Source organism: Nocardia sp. AB354 (assembly GCF_049538315.1).
Taxonomy (GTDB): Bacteria; Actinomycetota; Actinomycetes; order Mycobacteriales; family Mycobacteriaceae; genus Nocardia; species Nocardia nova.
In genome coordinates this window covers 232,919-250,667 of the sequence record NZ_JBMVFU010000003.1, presented here as the reverse complement: position 1 = coordinate 250,667, position 17,749 = coordinate 232,919, and the positions used below count along the sequence as shown (strand labels likewise).

The window sequence follows — 17,749 nt, the reverse complement described above, 5'->3', positions numbered from 1 at the left end:
GCCGGTCCCAGCCCTTCGGGTGGCTGGTGCATGGGCAGACAGGCCACGGCTCGTCGGCCGGCCACATCAGCGGCCCGCCGACCGAGCTCTGACCCGGAAACGGGGTACCGGCGCGGGGGTGGAGACGTATCGCCGTACGACGCAGAGGCACCAGCTCCGGGAAGAGCCCCTCCACATCCACGGGCCGGGGCGGTGTCGTGCGAGCCATCGTCGTCTCCATCGTGAGTTGATGCTGTTGCGGGAAGACCGTAACGCCCTCCGGTGACAAGGATTTCGTGGATCAGCTGAGGTTCCCCCGAACGGTGGAGAGGGGGCCTACGTGAATCAGGCGGCTGCCGCTCGAAGTCAGAGTCCCGGTCTCCGTTCGTTATATTCGATCTGTGCGCCCTTGCTCGACAGGGTTGCGCGGTTCGGACGAAGGGGGCGGGTGACGACGTGAACGCATCCGGTAGCTACCACACACCAGGCGGGGCCGGCCGATGAGCAGCGGACAGGTCCAGGTCGATCCGGACAAGATCCGCACGCATGCGAAAAACGTTCAGGGCGTGAGTGATTCGCTGAGCGTGGCGTTACAGGCCGGTCAGGCCGTCTCGGTGCCGACCGACGCCTTCGGGAAGTTGTGCTCGTTCCTGCCGCCGCTGTTCGTCGACACGGTCGAAGACGGCGGACTGCAGGCGATCAAGACCGCCGCCGACGCGTTGAACGCGGATGCGGGCACGCTCGGTCAGGTCGCGACCTCGCTGCAGAGCACCGATTCAGCGAATGCGAGCGAGCTGGCTTCGGTGAAACCCGAGGCCACCTGGTGACGACGGAAGCCGACAACCCGCTGATCGCCCAGCGGGAGGATTCCACGAAGTCCTACACCGGCATCGGAATCGCCGAATCGGTTGCCGACGTGCACGATGCGATCTCCTCCGGATCGTGGGTCGACGGCGGCCTCGCCGTGCTCGGCGCAGGGATGGAGGCCGTATCCTTGGCGGTCGATCCGATCGGCACGCTCGCCTCCTACGGCGTCGGTTTCCTGATGGAGCACGTGAAGCCGCTGCAGGAAGCGCTGGATTGGGTGGCCGGCGATCCGGATACGGTGCAGGCGTACGCCAAGACCTGGGAGAACGTCTCCACCCACATCAAGCAGGTCGCCGACGATCACAAGAAGTCCGTCGATCAGGACGTGGCCGACTGGGTCGGCAGCGCGGGGGACGCCTACCGAACCCATGCGGCCGAGACGAATTCGCTGCTGACCGCGGCATCGAATGCGGCTTCGGCGGCCTCGTCGGCGATCGCGATGGCCGGGGGCGTGGTGGCGTTCGTCCGCCAGACCGTGCGCGACCTCATCGCCCAGGCCGTGGGCCGGCTGGCCGCGTGGGCGGCCGAAGAGGTGTGCACGCTGGGCGTGGCCACCCCGTTGGTGGCCGCGCAGGCGACCACGTTCGTGGCGAAGGTACTGACCACGATCGCCAAACTGTTCCGCAAGCTCGCCTCGACTTTCAAGAAGCTCACGCCCCTGCTGCACAAGCTCGAGGGTGCGTGGGAAGACATCATGAAGGCACTGAAGCGCGGGCGCGGCGGCACGCATATCGACGGCGCGAAACCGCATACGAAAACCACTCCCGGCGAGACGCATCCGAGCTCACACAAGCCGGACGCGCCGAGCGAACACGGCACACCGCACGACGACGGCGTCGATACGCACAGCACCTCACACGACGGTTCCGGCGATCCGGACGACGGTTCGACCGGTAAACCCAGGAACGACCCGCATCAGCAAGCGGACAAGGATCAGGGCAGCGGCACTCATGCCGCGGAATCCGGACCGGAGAATTCTCGCACCGAGAAGCAGGTCACCGGATGTGGTGATCCGGTCGACGGGGCGACGGGTGAATTCCTGCTGCCGGAAACGGACCTCGAACTTCCCGGGGTGCTGCCGCTGGAGTTGCGGCGGCGCCATCGCTCCGACTACCGGTTCGGCCGCTGGTTCGGGCCCTCGTGGTCGGCGACGCTGGATATCCGGATCGTGGTCGAGTCCGCGACCGTCACCTTCATCGGCGACGACGGCATCATGCTCGCCTACCCGCATTCCGAACCCGGCGATCCGGTCCTGCCGCTGAACGGTGAACTGCGCTGGCCCCTGGTGCGCACCGATACCGGCGGATATCGCGTCAGCGATCCGGATCGCGAGCTGAACTGGTGTTTCGAGCCCGAGGCCACGCTCGAGGGACTCGACGTGCGATTGGGCAACTACGCGATCAGCGCGATCGTCGACCGGCACCACAACCTGATCCGATTCCACTACGACAGCGACGGGTCACCGATCGAGGTTTCGCATTCGGGTGGGTACCGGGTCCGGGTGGAGACCGGGGCGGGGCGGGTCACCGGGCTGGTGGTCGTCGGCCGCCACCACGCCGGCAACGACGAAACCTCCACTCCGGTCCGGACTTTCAGTTACGACGCGGGCGCGCTGGTAGGTGTCACCAACGGGGTCGGCGCGACCACGACCTACACCTACGACACCGAGCAGCGGATGACGTCGTGGACCGATTCCAACGGCAACTCCCTCACCAACACGTACGACCCGGCGGGTCGCGTCGTCCGCCAGCGCGGCACCAACGGCATCCTCGACGCCGATTTCGACTACTTCACCTATCCGGACGGCAGCGGGACCCGCACCACGGTCACCGATTCCACCGGCGCGGCCATGATCTACGACTTCGACCCGGACCACAAGCTTCGCGATGTGATCGACCCGCTCGGCGGACGGGTCCACACCGACTACACCCCCGATCGCAAGCCGCTGCGCGTCATCGCGCCCAACGGGGGGATCACGTACTACACCTACACGCCCGACGGTGATCTGGCCAAAGTGGTTCGGCCCGACGAGAAGTCGATCACGATCGGCTACGCGGCGCGCAACCGTCCGACTGTGATCACCGACGCCGACGGTTCCACGCGGCAGCAGGAATGGGACGCGCACGGCAACGTGGCCGCCACCGTCGACGAAGCCGGACGCCGCACCGCATTCGACCATTCACCGAGCGGTGCGGTGAGGTCGGTGATCGAATCGACCGGCGCGACAACGGTGTTCGACGTCGATGCAGCGGGCCTTCCGATAGCCGTCACCGACCCGTACGGCGCGGTCACCAGTATCGAACGCGACCACTTCGGGCGCCCGGTCGCCGTCACGGACGCACTCGGCGGCATCACTCGCCACGAATGGTCGCCCGAGGGCAAACCGCTGCGCCGCATCGACCCCGACGGCCATTCCGAATCGTGGACATGGGACGGCGAAGGCAATCTCCTCACCCACACCGACCGCGCCGGCAACGTCACTTTCCACAAATACGGCGCCTTCGACCTGCTCACCTACCGCACCGACCCCGACGGCACCAGCACGCTTTACACCTGGGACACCGAACGCCGCCTCACCACCGTCACCAACCCCCTCGGCGACTCCTGGACCTACAGCTACGACCGGGCCGGACGACTCGCCGCCGAAACCGACTACAACGGCGCCACCACAGCCTACGAACACAACCCGGACGGCACCCTGGCCGTCGTCACCACCCCCGTCGGCGTCCGCCGCTACCACACCCATGACATCCTCGGCCGCCTCACCCAGATCCGGTGTGACACGGGCGAATACCAGCTCTACAGCCACGACGAGGTAGGCCGCCTCCGCACGGCGATCTCCGGCGTCGGCCACGACCACACCCACACCGTCGAATTCGCCTACGACCCCGCGGGGAACCTCGCCTCCCAACGCGTCGACGACCGCCCGCCGATGCTCTTCGACCACGACGAACACGGCCGCCGCACCTCCCGCCGCAGCCCCACCGGGGCTGTGACCGGCTGGGGTTACGACCCCGCCGGCCGCGTCACCTCCATGACCATCGACGGGCATCGGGCGACCTTCTCGCACGACGCGCTGGGCCGCCCGACCGGATGGTCCCTGGGGAACCTGGTTGTGGAGCAAACGCTTTCACCGGTGGGTCAGGTATTGAGCCGCCAGGTTTCGGCGCGGGCACCGCAGGTCCCCGGGGTGGCGGGACCTCTGACTTCGGACCCCACCGGTGGCCAGCATCCCGGAGCAATCCCCGGCCAACCCCCCGGTGGTGCGCCGATACCGGGTCAACACGCCAGTGGTGCGCCGACGCCCGGTCAACACGCCGGTGGTGTGCCGATGCCCGGCCGACACCCCAGTGGTGAACCGATGCCTGGTCACCGCCCTGGTGACGCATCCGTCCGCTACCCCGGGGGCACACCTGGCTCGGGCACTCCGCCCGTCCCCAATCCGGCTCGCCTGATCCGCCGCGACGACTACACCTGGCGCCCCGACGGCTATCTCACCACCCAAACCACTCACCGTCAGGGCACCACCCCCCAACATCGCGCCTACGCCCTCGACCCCGCCGGCCGAATCACCACGATCACCGACAACGGCCGCCCCATAGAGCATTACAGCTACGACGCCCTCTCGAACATCACCAGCACCCTGCCACCATCGACCACCCCCGCACCCCTCCCCACCACCCACGCCCCAGACGCATCGACACCGCTACCCGACCACACCCCGGACGGCCGCCGCGAATACCGCAACAACCTGCTGATCCGCAACGGACGAACCCGATACTTCTATGACGCGGCCGGGCGGTTGATCCGGAAAGAAGTGACGCGGCTATCGCGTAAGCCCGACATCTGGCACTTTCGGTACAACGGGTTCGATCAGCTGACGGATGTGTATACGCCGGGGAAGGAGTGGTGGCGGTATACATACGACGCTTTAGGTCGTCGATTGTCGAAGCAGCGGCAGACTACAGGTGGCGGTCGGTTCGCCGAAAGAATCCATTACACCTGGGACTCAACGTATTTGATCGAACAGACGTGGTTCGGATCGCAAGAGCGAGGTGTTGTCACCACATCCTGGACACACCACACTGGGACATACACCCCTCTGACACAGACTATTCGACGAGATTCCGCCCACAGCGAGCTTTGCGCCATCACCACCGACCTCGTCGGCTCGCCAGTCGAACTCATCGATCTCGTCGCCATGCAGACCGTAGGCATAGCTACCGCCGATCTCTGGGGCCGTACAACATGGCGCGGCACCACGCAGACGTTGCTTCGTTTCCCCGGACAGCTATATGACCACGAAACCGGCGAACATTACAACTACCACCGGTACTATGACGCAGAGGCAGGACGCTACACGGCGCCGGATCCGCTCGGTCTTGAGCCGTCCGCGAATCCGATGGCTTATCCACACAACCCCGTCACTTGGTTGGATCCTCTCGGGTTGCGGTGCAAGAACAAACAGATACATCTGTACCGGGCCGTCTTGGACAAAGAACTACAGGACATCAAGGCCAACCGAGAGTTCTCCAATCCTCGCGGGATAGAAACGAAGTACTTCGCCTTTTCAGAAGAGGGCGCAAATGCTTATGCACGCGGCATGTACAAGGCATTTCCGCACGAAGGCCCGTATACTATCGTGCGAACGACGATTGATGCCCACCTGATCCCTGAGAGCGCCTTCATCGAACATCTCGCCGATTCTGGAGTCGGCGAGGGGATTGCTCTACCGACCGAAATTCTGTCACAACTCGGAAGGCCTAGGATACTACCCCACGGTTTGGCAGGAGGATGAAATTGAAGTTCGTTATTTTTGCGCCTTACGAGAGCGCGTTAGTAGAAGCGCAAGTCGCACTGCATAACTTGGACAATGTGGAATTCCGCGTCGGGACCATGCCCGAAGCAACCCGAGGCTGTGACGCTTTGATACTTCCAGGAGTGTTTGCCCATGACCGATACGGTGGGCGCACAGATACCGAACGGGCGCAGATTCTTGTCAACACGTCTGGCGACGTCGCGCCAGAGTTCATCGTGGCAACGCCGAGTTATGCTCCATATTTCAAGGGCAGTCATCCCGTACCGGAAGAATCGAAGCTGAGCGAAATACTGGATAAATGCATTGCCGTCATCAGGAACTCGGCTGGGCATTCAATAAGCACGGTTGCAATACCGCTAGAGTCGATGGGGTTCGAAGGGATAGACAAGCGGCTTGTCGCATCAGCGTTCCACCGCGCTCTTTCTTCGGTCGACCGATATCTATAGAGAGCAATTTGACGTTGTTCGGATTCTAGCATATCGGCCACCGCGCACTATTTTGTGGGCCGTGCTGCGACTGTGTTATCGCGCCGTAAACGCCTGAAGCTCTCGAAGCGAGGCGGTTCGACTCGTCAGGCGGTGGGGCTGTCGAATCTGCCGGCGTCGAGGGCGGTGGTGAAGGTGTCCCATTCGGTGGGGGTGAAGAGGAGGGCTGGGCCGGTGCGGTCCTTGGAGTCTCGTATTCCGACTGTGTTGTCGTCGAGGTGGGCTACTTCTACACAGTCGCCGCCGCCCTGGCTGTAGCTGCTCTTGACCCAGTGGCCCTCAGCCGAGTCTCTAATCACCCGCGTACTCCTCTGCGATTCGACGCGCCAGCAGCCTGGTGTCATCCTCGCTCAACGCTACCTTTCGCAGATCGCTCGATGCCTCCGCGTAACGCCTGATTACGGTGTTGTCCTCCAGGAACAGCGCACCGGTGAATCCCTCCACGAAGACCACGGGAGGCTCCGGTACGCGCCCGTTGACGAGGCATGGAAATTCGAAGAGAGTGAAGGACTGGACGACAACTCCTGGATGCATGCCCGCGTCGAAGGGGATGGCACGCAGAGTCACATTCGGCAGGCGACCGAGTTCCGAGAGGTGATGGAGTTGTCCGCACATAGTTGCCCGACCGCCGACCTGATGGCGCAAGGCCGCCTCTGACAGCAAGACCTCCAACGAGAAGTTCGGGTCGTCGGTGAGGCGGTGCTGCCGCCTTGCGGTCAGCTCGAGTCGGCGTTCCACGTCGATCTCTGACATGTCCGGATCGTTTACCGCGACAACCGATCGGCGATACGCGGCTGTTTGCAGCAGTCCGGGCAACAGCGCGAGAGTAAACGCAGTTAAACGAGAGCACGCTTGCTCGAGACTCATGAAGTGATCGAAGTGGGGATTCACCACGTCGGCGTAGGCCCGCCACCAACTACTGCCGGTATTTCCCTTCGCCGCCTTGACCTCTTGCAGGAGCCCCAGCACTTCGTCTTTCGTCTCGGCGTCCGCTGCATAGAAGTCCAGCAGATCGCGGAACTGCGCCGTGCTGATGCGGACCACCTGCCCCTCCTCCAGGCGGCCGATGCCCTGTTTCGAGACCTCGATCGCCAGCCCGGCGGCCAATTGGCTCTTTCCCGCAGCGGCGCGCAATTCGCGCATTCGTCGCCCCAATGCCCGCCGGGGAAGAGTGGACCCACCTGCCATCGTCAGCCTCCCTATCGCGTGTGGTCCAGTTCGGACCCGTATATGCTGGACCGCCCCATGCTGGACGCCCGACGTCTTACGTCCGGCAGACCGAAAACTGTGGTGCGGCAACGCTTTTCTGGTGTCTACTGAACGCGCCCCGATGACCGGGAAGGCCCGGTTCCATAAATCCGCAGAAGGTTGGCGACGAAGATGCGGTGTTGGGCCGGGACACTACCGAATCGCACGGACGCGAGACGCGTGGTGGCTCCTGGAGCCTCGGTCATCGGGTCGACCACGGAGGAAGGTACGACACGATGCCGACGAATATCGAAGTAGCACAACTGGTTACGAGAACATCCCCACACACGTACGATGCGATCTTAACACCGCACCGGGCCAGGAGATATACCGCAATCGAATAGCCGACGGGTCGGTCCCGCGATGCGCGAACACCACACCGAGGCCGGCGAGTGGCTGGCGATCTGGCGGCTCGACCGGCGGACCATTCGAATCCTGCTCGTACGCAATTGTTCCGACTCCGCGCCGATACTTGCCTCCACTGCGGAGGAGGCGCCGGACCTGGCGGATATGCGGGACAGACTGCCGAAACTGGCTCCGCTCTGGGATGCGATCAGGCACGAGTACTGGTCGTCGTTCCCTGCATTCCACGACCGCCCACACCGAGGCGAAAGGCCGTAGATGACATCAGAGGACTCCACCGCGCGTCTGCGTGCACTCGGCTCCCACGCCGCGAAGGCCGGCTATCGACTCGTGCGCGATCCGGCGCTACCCGAGACGTGGTCGCTGGTAGACGCGGATGACGGTGAAATCATCCTTCCCGCAGCGACTCTCGACGGGATCCGGCAATGGCTCGACGAGTGAAACATCGGCGCAGCTCAGGGCCGCGGGTGTACGCCGTCACGCACCTCCGTGGTGGTGCGGACGATCATGTCCCGCACCTGTGCGGTCATCCGCCTGGAATCGGTCGGCTTGATGCGCAGGATGCGGTCGCCGAAGATCGCGTACCGACCGTCGTCCAGGAAATCGGTGATCTGAAAGTCCTTGCGGCCCTGCGTATGCCGATTGTCGGGGCTGCCCCACGGATAGGCCGCGATGTGGAAGTTCGCGGTGGTCGGGCGTTTCAGGAAGCGCGCCAGTTGTTCCTTCGGGCCGACGACCCACGGATCACGGACATGGGCTGCGGAAGTTTCCAGTTCTTCGACCGGAATGTTCAGCGGCTTGCCTTGTCCCTCAGCGCATTCGGGCAGTTCCGCGATCACCGCGGAGGCGACCCGATCGGATTCGAGAAAGGAGAGGTGTACCGCGCCGCCGACCGTATCCTCCGGTCCCGGTTCCTGCACCGCGATCACGCCGTGGCGATCACGCACGGCGGCGTGGACGCGGATCCGGTATTCACGGCCGCGCCCGCGGAACCCCGCGATCTCGACGCGGACCTCGGGATCGAACAGCACTCGGATTGCGCGGTCCAGGTCCTCGTCCAACTGCGGCAGCAGGACCTGCGCGATGCGCTGTCGTGTCCGGTTCACATCCTCCAGCGTCGGCTCGGCGGTGAACCGGTGTGCCAGTGGGTACGGCAGCACATCGCGCCCCGTCGCGTCCCACAGCACACGGAATTCGGCCGCATCGAACCGCCATTTTCTGTCACTCATCGCCCCGCCCTCCTGCCCACGACCGCCACTACTCCCCGATGACCGGAGGAACGGTCTTCGGCAGATCCGGGATGCCGGTCAACTCGTCACCGTTCTCCTGGTTGATCAAGTAGTCGGCGACGCTCTTGGTGCGTTCTTCTTCCTTGTCGCCCTTACCGCGTCCAGCACCGCCCATCCCGGGCATACCGCTGGCGCCGGCGCGAGCCGCCGAGGCCGTCGCGCGTCCCCCGGCCCCCGCCAGAGCGCCGGGCTGGACTCCCCCGGGCACACTGCTGCCGTGTCCGTTCGAGCCGTTGGTTCCACCGAGGCCACCGCCGAGACCGCTGCTGCTGCCGCCCGGCAGGGACGAACCCGAGGAACCGAGCGAGCTCGGGTCGAGACCTGAAGGAGTCGTCGCCGACGAGGGATCGGTACGAGCCTGATCACCGGCGTTCTGCGAGCCGTCCGTTTGGCCGTTCCCCGACGGATTCGATTGCGATGTCTGCGAATTCGAACCCTGGCCGTTCTGATTCTGATCACCCGGCTTGGGCTGATTCGTGTCGTGCGTGCCGCCGGGACCGGATGGTCCCGGACTGTTACCGCCTGGGCGCCACGAGGACGGCGGCGGCTGGTCGCCCGGCCCGGCCGGATCCTGCGTGTTCGGTTTCGGAATGACCGGGACGCCGGTATCGCTTTCGTGGACGACCGGGGCGTAGACCGTGGTCAATACCCGCTTGGCCTCGGTATACGCATTGTTGTACGCCGTGACATCGTCTCGCCAGCCCTTTCCCACCACGAGATTCACCGCGTTGCTGACCCCGGACCGATGGCCCGGCACATACGGCACCAGCGTTTTCGTCGGCGCCAGGCCCGTAGCCAGCTCCGACAACTTGTTACTGGTCAGCGCTGCGGCTTTGGCGACCTTGGACGCCTGCGAGGTGTAGTCCGTCACCGCCTTCGCGGCGGCATTGCGCGACTGGCCACGCCAGATTCCCTCGTTGGTGGCTTTGCCCATGGCCTGCTGAAACGTCGTCAACGAGGTGGTTTCCTGGGTGCCGATCTTGTTCCAGGCATCCTTCAGGTTGTTGACCGCCTCGAGGTCGATCTTGTCGACCTTCTCCCGCAAGGTCGCGAGGTCGTGTCGTTCGAAGTTGTCGGTGGTCTGCACCGACGGCGTGCGGAAATCACCCTCGAAACCGATTGCGCGAGCGTCGTTTCGGACGCTGTCGCGGGTGGTGTTGAATTTGCCCTGCAGCTCATACGGATTCTGGATATGCGAGGGATCTCGCCCCTGCGTCCAGTTCGTCAGGACCTCACCGACGAACGAGCTGAACCCCTCCGGCAGAAAACTCATGACGACTACCTGCCCGCTGTGTCGGTGGCTGCGATCTGTCCGGCGGCGGCGACGTCCTGACCGGTGAGGTGCTTGATGGACTGTGCCATCACCTCGCGCATGTTCTTGACGGTTTCCATGTGGTCCTTGATGACCTGGTCGATCGAATTCGGTTCGCCGGTAGCCTGTTTCAGGTAGCCGCCTTCGAGGGCGTGGCCCATGTCGAAGTCGCCGAAACCGGAGACCCGCTGAGTCAGTTGCGCAACGTTGAACAGGCTTTGAAGCTCTGTCAGCCGTGTGTCGCACGCCGCGAGGCACTCACGAGCAACGGCTTCGTCATCCAGATACAGCTCGCCTCCGCGCGCTTGCTCGGCGAACTTCTTCCAAGTCTCTACTTCACCGGCCATGTCTGTTCCTCCCCTTCTGGTTCGACACTTACTCCGGCATCAGAGGGACGAGCAGTTCGCCGACGTGGTGCAGTGTGGCGCACGGATCACCGGGATTGTCGACGATGAGACTGTTGGTGATCACAATTTCGACGACCCCCTGTTGAGCAGCGAAAACGGCGTCGCAGGTGTCGTTCTTCGATGCACCCTCGACCCGGTATTGCTGTCCCTTCCGTCCGGCAAGTACCACGTCCTGAAAGTCGACGTTGCCCTCTTTGTTCTGGATCTCCTGCAGGGAACGCTTACCGGAGAGCACGTTGACGGTGTACTGCTTCCCCTTCCAGTTACAGATCTCCCACCCGCTCTGATGCACCCCCGCGATCCCGCTCTCCTCCGTCGCGGGATCCACCCCCGCCTTCCGCAACACATCATCCGGGATCTGCGTACAAGGATCCCACAACTTCACCGCCGCAGCGCTGTTCGTGGATCCGTTACCCCCGTCGTTCCCGTCGTTGCACCCGGCCAGAATCGGCACGACTGCCGCCAGCAGGACTATCGCGAGTCGGCGAGCAGCCACCGTCCGCCCCCTTCGGTTGATCATGCTTGCACCTGGTCGGCCGACTTTATCAAACCGGTTCAAACGGACGGGGTGGTCGAGAAGCCCCCTAGGGTGTCTGGTGCCGCGAGGAAAAACCTCTATTGTGAACAACAGTGTTCGTAAATAAGGGGAGACCACGATGAAAGATCTGACCGGCCGGAAGTGCCTGATCACCGGCGCGGCCAGCGGGATCGGCCGGGCGACCGCGGTCGCTGCCGCCGCGGCGCGGATGCGGCTGGTGCTGACCGATATCGATGCCGAGGGCCTGGCCGAGACGGCGGCGCGGATCCGCGCCGGCGGGGGTGAGGTGCTGGAGGCGCAGGTGCTCGACGTCTCCGATTACGAGGCGGTGACCTCGTGGGCGAAGCGGGTGCACGACGAGTACGGCAGCCTCGACGTGGTCATGAATATCGCCGGCATCGCCACCTGGGGCACGGTCGAGAATCTCGAGCACCGCCACTGGAAGTCGATGGTCGATGTGAATCTGATGGGCCCGATCCACATCATCGAGAACTTCGTGCCGCCGATGGTGGCGGCGGGGCGCGGCGGACATCTGGTCAACGTGTCCTCGGCCGCGGGGCTGCTCGCGCTGCCGTGGCATGCGGCCTACAGCGCCGCGAAGTTCGGGCTGCGCGGAGTGTCGGAGGTGCTGCGATTCGACTTGGAGCGCCACGACATCGGCGTGAGCCTGGTGGTGCCCGGGGCGGTGCGCACGCCGCTGGTGGGCACCGTGCAGATCGTCGGCGTGGATCGCGACGATCCGCGGGTGCGGCGGATGGTGAAACTGTTCGAGGGGCATGCGGTGACGCCGGAGAAGGTCGCCGACCGGATCATCTCAGGCGTCCGGCACAATCGCTTCCTGGTGCACACCTCGCCCGATATCCGCGTCGGCTACTGGTTCGCCCGCAAGTTCGCGTGGCCGTACGAGTTGGTGGCGCGAATTGCCAACCGCGAGTTCAGCAAACTGCTGCCGGCACCGGCGCGCGACACTCAGTAGTGCGTCACGCAGACCACGAAACGCCTTTCGTTGTAGACGAATCCGCGGTCACCGTCGGAGCAGCTGTTGACATCGGTGGTGCCGTTCTTGATTTCCACCACGCGCACCCGGCCCGGGGCGGCGGTGGCACAGTCGACGGGAGTGGGACTGCCGTCGGCGATATTCATGCAAGCACCGGTGACCCAGTTGAAGTCGAGGCAGAGGGTGTCGGTGGCACCGCCGGGCAGCGTCTCGGCCACCGAGCGGTCGGCATCGGCCGGGCAGCGCGCGCCCGCGACGGCCTTCGCGGTGACCTTGTAGCGCGAATCCGTACCGGCGCAAGCGGTTTTCTGCACCGGAGCGCCGGCGTCGGGCGTGGCGACCACCGCGGCCACGCAATCGCCGACGGCCACCGTCTCGCCCGGATGCTTCTGATCGGCACCCTTGTTCAGCACCAGCGGCTCGTCCGACGCCGAGGAGGTGACACCGGTGGCGGTCGGCTGGGCGGGCGGCTCGGCGGCCACGGGCGCGACCGTGGTGGTGGGTGATACCGCTGCCGCGGCACGCGTTTCGTCCGAATCGTGCCCCCCGGCGGTGAACGACAGCGCGGCGGCGATCAGACATGCCGCCGACAGCGCGGCGGCAATCACGAAGCCCGTCAGGGTGACACCGGCTTGAACACGTCGGCGCGACACGTACTCGTCCTCCAGAGCGGTAACGCTTCGAACCACCCCGAACGATGATCGAAGAACACTTGCGAATTTGCAGACCTCGCAAATGCATACACCATCCGGGCGTTCGCGTCGAGGCGGCGGCGAGGCCCGACGCATCGAAAATAAAAAGGTTTCTTTTTCACTAAATTACTTGATCACGATCGCACAACAATGCCGCCGTTCGGGTTCCGTAATTACCAAGTCTGGCAATTAGCGTTCGACGCGTTATTGTCAGCTTTCGTCCGGACCGTTCGGCCGGAAGTCTCGTGAGAAGGAATCCTGAATGAAGTTCGGCACGTTCGCCGCAACCTCGATCCTGGCGGTGGCCACGGTCGGGATCACCGCGGGAACCGTGAACGCCAGTCCCCCGGCCGCACCACCGGCCGCCGCCAAAGAGATCACCACCTCCGGAACCGACCGCGGAGTCACCTATCACGCTGTACTCAGCGACTTTTCGCGGGTTCTGACCACCGTCGTCGAGCACGGGCGGTTCGAGGTCGACAAGGACGCGACCGCTGTCGCCCTGAAGTCCGACAACGGCACCGACCTCGTCACGGTGCCGCTGACGTACCGGATGGCCGGCAGCACGGTCCATGTCGCGCAACACATCAGCGACGACGGGCACAAGGTCGTGCTCGAGCCCAAGGCCACCGCCACCGAGATCGGCGAGATGCAGCCGATCAATTCGATGGCGCGGCTGACCAACGAAATCAATCAGAACGTCGTCGGCCTGGTGGCCGGTGGTGTGATCGGCGGCCTGATCGGCGCCGTCCTCGGGATGGGCTTCTTCAGCATCATCACCGGGCCGATCGGCATGGTGGTCGGCGCCATCGCGGGCGGATATGCGATGGGCGGTCAGCCGTTCCTGGACGCCGTCAACGCGGTCGTGAGCGGACAGCCCTGATCCGGGCCGGTGTCGCGGGGCGGACCGCGCCGCGCCGCGACACCGGTTTCGGACATCACGGGCGTTCTGCTTGCACCCCCGGCGAATTCGTGGCTCAATCCGAAGGATGGCCGGGGAACCGTATAGATGGGTCGCGACAGCCGAGACCGACATGGTCGAACTGCGCGATGCGGTTTCCGGCCGCGCGGTCGAGATCGTGCGCCCCTCGGACGAGGACCTGCCCGCTCCACTGCTGCGCGAGGTCGAGACGCTGGTCTTCGACTGGGCCAATCTGCTCACCCAGTACGAGGCGTGGTCGGATCTGCACACGCTGTACCGCCGCGAGCCGGACACCGTTCTCTGGGCCCTGAGTTGGCTGCTGGCGCTCTGGGCGGTCGTCGGTGAGACCAGGACCGGCAAACCCGCCGATGCGATCATCCGCGATCTGGATTACCGCGGGGGCTGGCGGGATCTGCGCAACGCCGAGGACGAGCGGGTCTGGACCGGATTGACGCAACGGGTGCGGCTGGGCGGCATCGCCGCGCTCACCGAGGATCCGCGGGCGGTGCGGGCCTATCACGACGCCTGCGTCGAACCGGCCGATATCGGCCCGATTCTGCTGCGGCACACGCTGATTCATCTGGACGCGCTGAGCCAGGACATGGACCGCGCCGGCATGCGAGCGCGCGGGCTCGCCTCCGCGGTGCTCGATCACACCGCTCCCGATCCCGGACCGCGGCGGCGGCTCTGTTTCCGGCCCTCGCGGCCGGGACCGGACGGGTTACGCGACCTCGGCTGAGGCCGGATCTGCGCCGGGATGCAGGCGGCGGAATCGGCTGCCGTGAAAGACCAGCGGTTCGTGCTGTGAGCGCGTCGCCAGGCGGGTGATCCGCACCAGGACGACCTGATGGTCGCCGGCCGACACCTGAGTGTGCACCGTGCCCTCCAGCCAGGCCGCCGCGCCGCCGACGAACAAAGAACCGCCCGCTCCCCGATGCACTTCGACATCGCCGAACCGGTCACCGTTGCGGCTGCTCATTCGCTGCGCTGCCTCGTCCTGGTGGGCGCTGAGCAGACTCAGACCCAATCGCTGGACGCCGACCAGTTTCGGCCAGGTGGTCGAGCTGTCCTGCACGCAGAACGACACCAGCGGCGGATCCAGGGATACGGGCACGAAGGTGCTCACCACCAAACCGGCCGGAACACCGTCGAATTCCGCGCAGACCGCGACCACACCGCTCGGGAAATGCGCGAAGGCGCGACGCAAACCCGCACTGTCGGAGGGTATTTCGCTCAGATCAGACATGGTTACCCACTTCTCGACTCACTCGCGGACGTCGGTTCAGATGACGCCGTGCAACGGGGGTGCGGTGCCGTTGAGCACCGCGCGCCCGATGTGCTGGTACTTCCACCGCACCGGATCGTGCAGCGTATGCGTGCGGGCGTTGCGCCAGAACCGGTCCAAGCCCAGATCAGCTGCGGCACTGCGGGTTCCGCTCACCTCGAACAGTGCGGCCGACACCTCGTTCGCGGCGCGGTCGGAGGTGATCTTGGCGGTGGCGGCCGCGATCGACGCCTCCGCCGCGAGCGCGGTGGCCTTCTCGGTGTCGAGTTCGCCGCTGTTCGTCTGTGCGACAACATGATCCACGGCCCGCCCGGCCACCTCGAAGGTCGCCTCGGCGGCGGCCACGGTGACCGCCAACTCGCCGATGCGCTGGATCACCAGCGGATCCTCACTCGCCCGATCGACCCCGGCCTCGAACCACGGGCGGCTCTCGGTGCGCACGAACTCCGCAGCCGCGTCCAGCGCGCCGCGGGCGATGCCCACATCGATCGCGACGTGCAGCAACTGCGCGAAGGCTCCGTAACCGGTGGGGGCACGCACCGCCGCCGCCCGCGGGATCAGCTGGTCACCCGTGACCCGCACCGCCTCGAGTGTCACGGTCCCGCTACCCGTCGTGCGCTGGCCGATGCCGTTCCAGTCGTCGACGATCGTCACACCCGCGGTATCGGCGGGCAGGAAGGCGATGTATTCGCCGGGGTCCAGGCCGCTGCGCCCGTCGGGATCGTCCAGACGGGTCAGAACGGCCAGCAGATCCGCGAAAAGCGAACCCGTACAATAGAATTTGGTTCCGTCGATTCTCAATCCGCCGTCGACGGGACGCAGTGTGGTGCCGATTTCGGCGATGGTCGCGCTGCTGCGCTCGGATTGCGCGTTCGCTATCCGCGCGCCGGCGAGCACCCGTCCGAAATAGCGTTCCCGCTGAGCGCGAGTTCCGGCCAGTCGCAACAGATTCAGATAGACGAAATGGCTGTGCGGAATTTGCGCGATATTCGGGTCCGCCGCCGCCAGCAGCCGGAACACCTCCGCCACCTGAGCGGGTGCCAGATCCGCACCACCGAATTCGGCCGGCACGGTGACGGCCAGCAGCCCACTGGCCGAGAGCTGGTCCAGTTCCCGCTGCGGCAACTCGCGGGCGCTGTCGCGCCGGGCCGCATCGACCGCGAATTGCGCGGCCAGACGTGCCGCCGTCTCGTGAGCCTCGGCGGCGGAGGTGATCCGCGCGGCGGCGACGGCAGTCATCGACTCGCCGCCAATTCGGGTTCGCGCTGGGCCTCCAGCTCCCGGACCAGCGGCAGCACCTTCGCGCCGAAGTACTCGATCTCCTCCTGGAAGTGCAGGAAGCCCGCGAGGATGAGGTCGACCCCCAGGTCGCGGTAGGCGACGATCCGCTCGGCGATCTGCTCGGGAGTGCCGATCAGCTGGGTGCGGAAGCCGTCGTTGTACTGGACCAGATCTTCGTAGGTGGAATCGGCCCACATACCCTTGCGGTCGCGAGTGGAAGCGCCGGCCTGCTGCACCGCGTCGCGGAAACCCTCCACGGCGGGCCGGTTGGCCTTCTCGATGATCTCGCGCAGGGTGTCGCGGGCCTCGGTTTCGGTGTCACGCGCGATGATGAACCCGTTCAGGCCGAACTTGACCTCACGGTTGTGCTCGCGCGCGACCGCCCGGACATCCTCGATCTGTTCGGTGACGCCGTCGAAATCCTTGCCGTTGGAGAAGTACCAGTCGGCGTAGCGGCCGCCGTTGCGTCGCGCGGCCGTCGAGTTACCGCCCTGGAAGAGCTCGGGATTCGGCCGCTCCGCCGTGTTGAGCGGCTTGGGCTTCAGTGTCAGGTCGCGGATCCGGTAGAAGTCGCCGGCGTAGTTCACCTCGTCCTCGGTCCACAGCTTGCGGATGACCTCGAGGAATTCTGCGCTGCGCCGGTACCGCTCGTCGTGCTCGAGCCACGGCTCCCCGAGCGCGGTGAACTCCCCGCCGAACCAACCGGATACGACGTTGATCGCGAAGCGTCCGCCGGACAGATGGTCGGCGGTGACCCCGAATTTCGCCAGTACCGCCGGATGCCACAGCCCGGGGTGCACGGCCGCGATCACCTTCAGCCGCTCGGTGGCGCCCAGCAGCGCGAGGCTGAACGACGTCGACTCGTGCTGGTATTCCGCGCCGTAGGAGGCGGTGTAGCGCACCTGCGAGAGGGCGTAGTCGAAGCCGTTGTTCTCGGCCGTGCGCGCCAGCTTCTTGTTGTATTCGAAATCCCAGCCGGTGCGCTGATCGATCGTGCTGGTCACCAGCCCGCCGCTGACGTTTGGCACCCAGTAGGCGAACCGGGTCTGCTCGGCGATCTTCTCGGTGGTCATCGACACTCCTGTGATGGGGACATCCGCACCCGGTCGCGCCGACGGCCGGGATGTTCGTGCGCGAACCGTGGTCGGTACAACCGTGGTCAGTGCGCCGAGTGCGGCAACCGTGCACCCGGCGCACCTCCACTTCAACACCGCCGAACCACCCGGACGAGGGTTTGAATCCTCAGGATCGGATCAGCCGCTGCG

At 65.2% G+C, this 17,749-nt stretch carries 17 protein-coding genes; 7 read left to right on the top strand and 10 right to left on the bottom strand.

What is annotated here, in order from left to right; translation table 11 throughout:
• Nucleotides 1-479: 479 nt before the first annotated feature.
• The 3 genes from ACPCUW_RS05995 to ACPCUW_RS05985 are packed head-to-tail and all read left to right on the top strand — an operon-like array spanning nucleotide 480 to nucleotide 6,111.
• Nucleotides 480-806, top strand: a complete 327-nt coding sequence (locus ACPCUW_RS05995) for a type VII secretion target (RefSeq protein ID WP_305779561.1) — start codon at nucleotides 480-482, stop codon at nucleotides 804-806.
• Nucleotides 803-5,644 (top strand): DUF6531 domain-containing protein, encoded by a 4,842-nt coding sequence (locus ACPCUW_RS05990; RefSeq protein ID WP_423423923.1) that lies wholly within the window; start codon nucleotides 803-805, stop codon nucleotides 5,642-5,644. The genes ACPCUW_RS05995 and ACPCUW_RS05990 overlap by 4 nt, the downstream gene beginning before the upstream one ends.
• Complete coding sequence (locus ACPCUW_RS05985; RefSeq protein WP_423423922.1) at nucleotides 5,641-6,111, top strand: hypothetical protein; 471 nt, start codon at nucleotides 5,641-5,643, stop codon at nucleotides 6,109-6,111. The genes ACPCUW_RS05990 and ACPCUW_RS05985 overlap by 4 nt, the downstream gene beginning before the upstream one ends.
• Before the next feature lie 125 nt (nucleotides 6,112-6,236).
• On the opposite strand, the gene ACPCUW_RS05980 is transcribed toward ACPCUW_RS05985, so the two are convergent.
• Nucleotides 6,237-6,449, bottom strand: coding sequence for a DUF397 domain-containing protein (locus ACPCUW_RS05980; RefSeq protein ID WP_423423921.1), 213 nt, complete (start codon nucleotides 6,447-6,449; stop codon nucleotides 6,237-6,239).
• Nucleotides 6,442-7,338, bottom strand: coding sequence for a helix-turn-helix domain-containing protein (locus ACPCUW_RS05975; RefSeq protein ID WP_423423920.1), 897 nt, complete (start codon nucleotides 7,336-7,338; stop codon nucleotides 6,442-6,444). The genes ACPCUW_RS05980 and ACPCUW_RS05975 overlap by 8 nt, the downstream gene beginning before the upstream one ends.
• A gap of 681 nt (nucleotides 7,339-8,019) precedes the next feature.
• Between ACPCUW_RS05975 and ACPCUW_RS05970 the strand changes: the two genes are divergently transcribed.
• Nucleotides 8,020-8,202, top strand: coding sequence for a hypothetical protein (locus ACPCUW_RS05970; RefSeq protein ID WP_305779566.1), 183 nt, complete (start codon nucleotides 8,020-8,022; stop codon nucleotides 8,200-8,202).
• A gap of 14 nt (nucleotides 8,203-8,216) precedes the next feature.
• On the opposite strand, the gene ACPCUW_RS05965 is transcribed toward ACPCUW_RS05970, so the two are convergent.
• The 4 genes from ACPCUW_RS05965 to ACPCUW_RS05950 are packed head-to-tail and all read right to left on the bottom strand — an operon-like array spanning nucleotide 8,217 to nucleotide 11,265.
• Nucleotides 8,217-8,990 carry an ESX secretion-associated protein EspG gene (locus ACPCUW_RS05965; RefSeq protein ID WP_423423919.1) on the bottom strand — a complete coding sequence of 258 codons (774 nt, stop codon included), beginning with the start codon at nucleotides 8,988-8,990 and terminating at the stop codon, nucleotides 8,217-8,219.
• 28 nt (nucleotides 8,991-9,018) lie between these two features.
• The gene (locus ACPCUW_RS05960) at nucleotides 9,019-10,323 is read right to left on the bottom strand and encodes a hypothetical protein (protein ID WP_423423918.1); all 1,305 of its coding nucleotides are present in this window, start codon (nucleotides 10,321-10,323) and stop codon (nucleotides 9,019-9,021) included.
• A gap of 5 nt (nucleotides 10,324-10,328) precedes the next feature.
• Nucleotides 10,329-10,709, bottom strand: a complete 381-nt coding sequence (locus ACPCUW_RS05955) for a hypothetical protein (RefSeq protein WP_104362419.1) — start codon at nucleotides 10,707-10,709, stop codon at nucleotides 10,329-10,331.
• A 28-nt stretch (nucleotides 10,710-10,737) separates the two neighbouring features.
• Nucleotides 10,738-11,265 carry a DUF3558 domain-containing protein gene (locus tag ACPCUW_RS05950; RefSeq protein WP_423423917.1) on the bottom strand — a complete coding sequence of 176 codons (528 nt, stop codon included), beginning with the start codon at nucleotides 11,263-11,265 and terminating at the stop codon, nucleotides 10,738-10,740.
• Nucleotides 11,266-11,425: 160 nt separating this feature from the next.
• Here ACPCUW_RS05950 and ACPCUW_RS05945 point away from each other — a divergent pair, with 160 nt between their 5' ends.
• Nucleotides 11,426-12,283, top strand: a complete 858-nt coding sequence (locus tag ACPCUW_RS05945; RefSeq protein WP_305779570.1) for an SDR family oxidoreductase — start codon at nucleotides 11,426-11,428, stop codon at nucleotides 12,281-12,283.
• Here the strand turns inward: ACPCUW_RS05945 and ACPCUW_RS05940 are convergent.
• Nucleotides 12,277-12,957: a hypothetical protein gene (locus ACPCUW_RS05940; RefSeq protein WP_423423916.1), complete on the bottom strand. Its 681-nt coding sequence runs from the start codon at nucleotides 12,955-12,957 to the stop codon at nucleotides 12,277-12,279. The two genes, ACPCUW_RS05945 and ACPCUW_RS05940, sit on opposite strands and share 7 nt — an antisense overlap.
• A gap of 301 nt (nucleotides 12,958-13,258) precedes the next feature.
• Between ACPCUW_RS05940 and ACPCUW_RS05935 the strand changes: the two genes are divergently transcribed.
• Nucleotides 13,259-13,879: a hypothetical protein gene (locus ACPCUW_RS05935; RefSeq protein WP_305779572.1), complete on the top strand. Its 621-nt coding sequence runs from the start codon at nucleotides 13,259-13,261 to the stop codon at nucleotides 13,877-13,879.
• 106 nt (nucleotides 13,880-13,985) lie between these two features.
• Nucleotides 13,986-14,657, top strand: a complete 672-nt coding sequence (locus ACPCUW_RS05930; RefSeq protein ID WP_104362418.1) for a hypothetical protein — start codon at nucleotides 13,986-13,988, stop codon at nucleotides 14,655-14,657.
• Here the strand turns inward: ACPCUW_RS05930 and ACPCUW_RS05925 are convergent.
• From ACPCUW_RS05925 to sfnG, 3 genes are read right to left on the bottom strand one after another with little or no spacing between them, the layout of a single operon-like run.
• Nucleotides 14,640-15,164, bottom strand: coding sequence for a flavin reductase family protein (locus ACPCUW_RS05925; protein ID WP_423423915.1), 525 nt, complete (start codon nucleotides 15,162-15,164; stop codon nucleotides 14,640-14,642). The two genes, ACPCUW_RS05930 and ACPCUW_RS05925, sit on opposite strands and share 18 nt — an antisense overlap.
• Nucleotides 15,165-15,200: 36 nt before the next feature.
• On the bottom strand, nucleotides 15,201-16,442 hold the full coding sequence (locus ACPCUW_RS05920; RefSeq protein ID WP_423423914.1) for an SfnB family sulfur acquisition oxidoreductase: 1,242 nt from the start codon (nucleotides 16,440-16,442) through the stop codon (nucleotides 15,201-15,203).
• Entirely contained in the window at nucleotides 16,439-17,557 is a 1,119-nt protein-coding gene (gene sfnG, locus ACPCUW_RS05915) for a dimethylsulfone monooxygenase SfnG (protein ID WP_305779575.1), read from the bottom strand. Before sfnG ends, ACPCUW_RS05920 begins: the two co-directional genes overlap by 4 nt.
• Nucleotides 17,558-17,749: the final 192 nt, after the last annotated feature.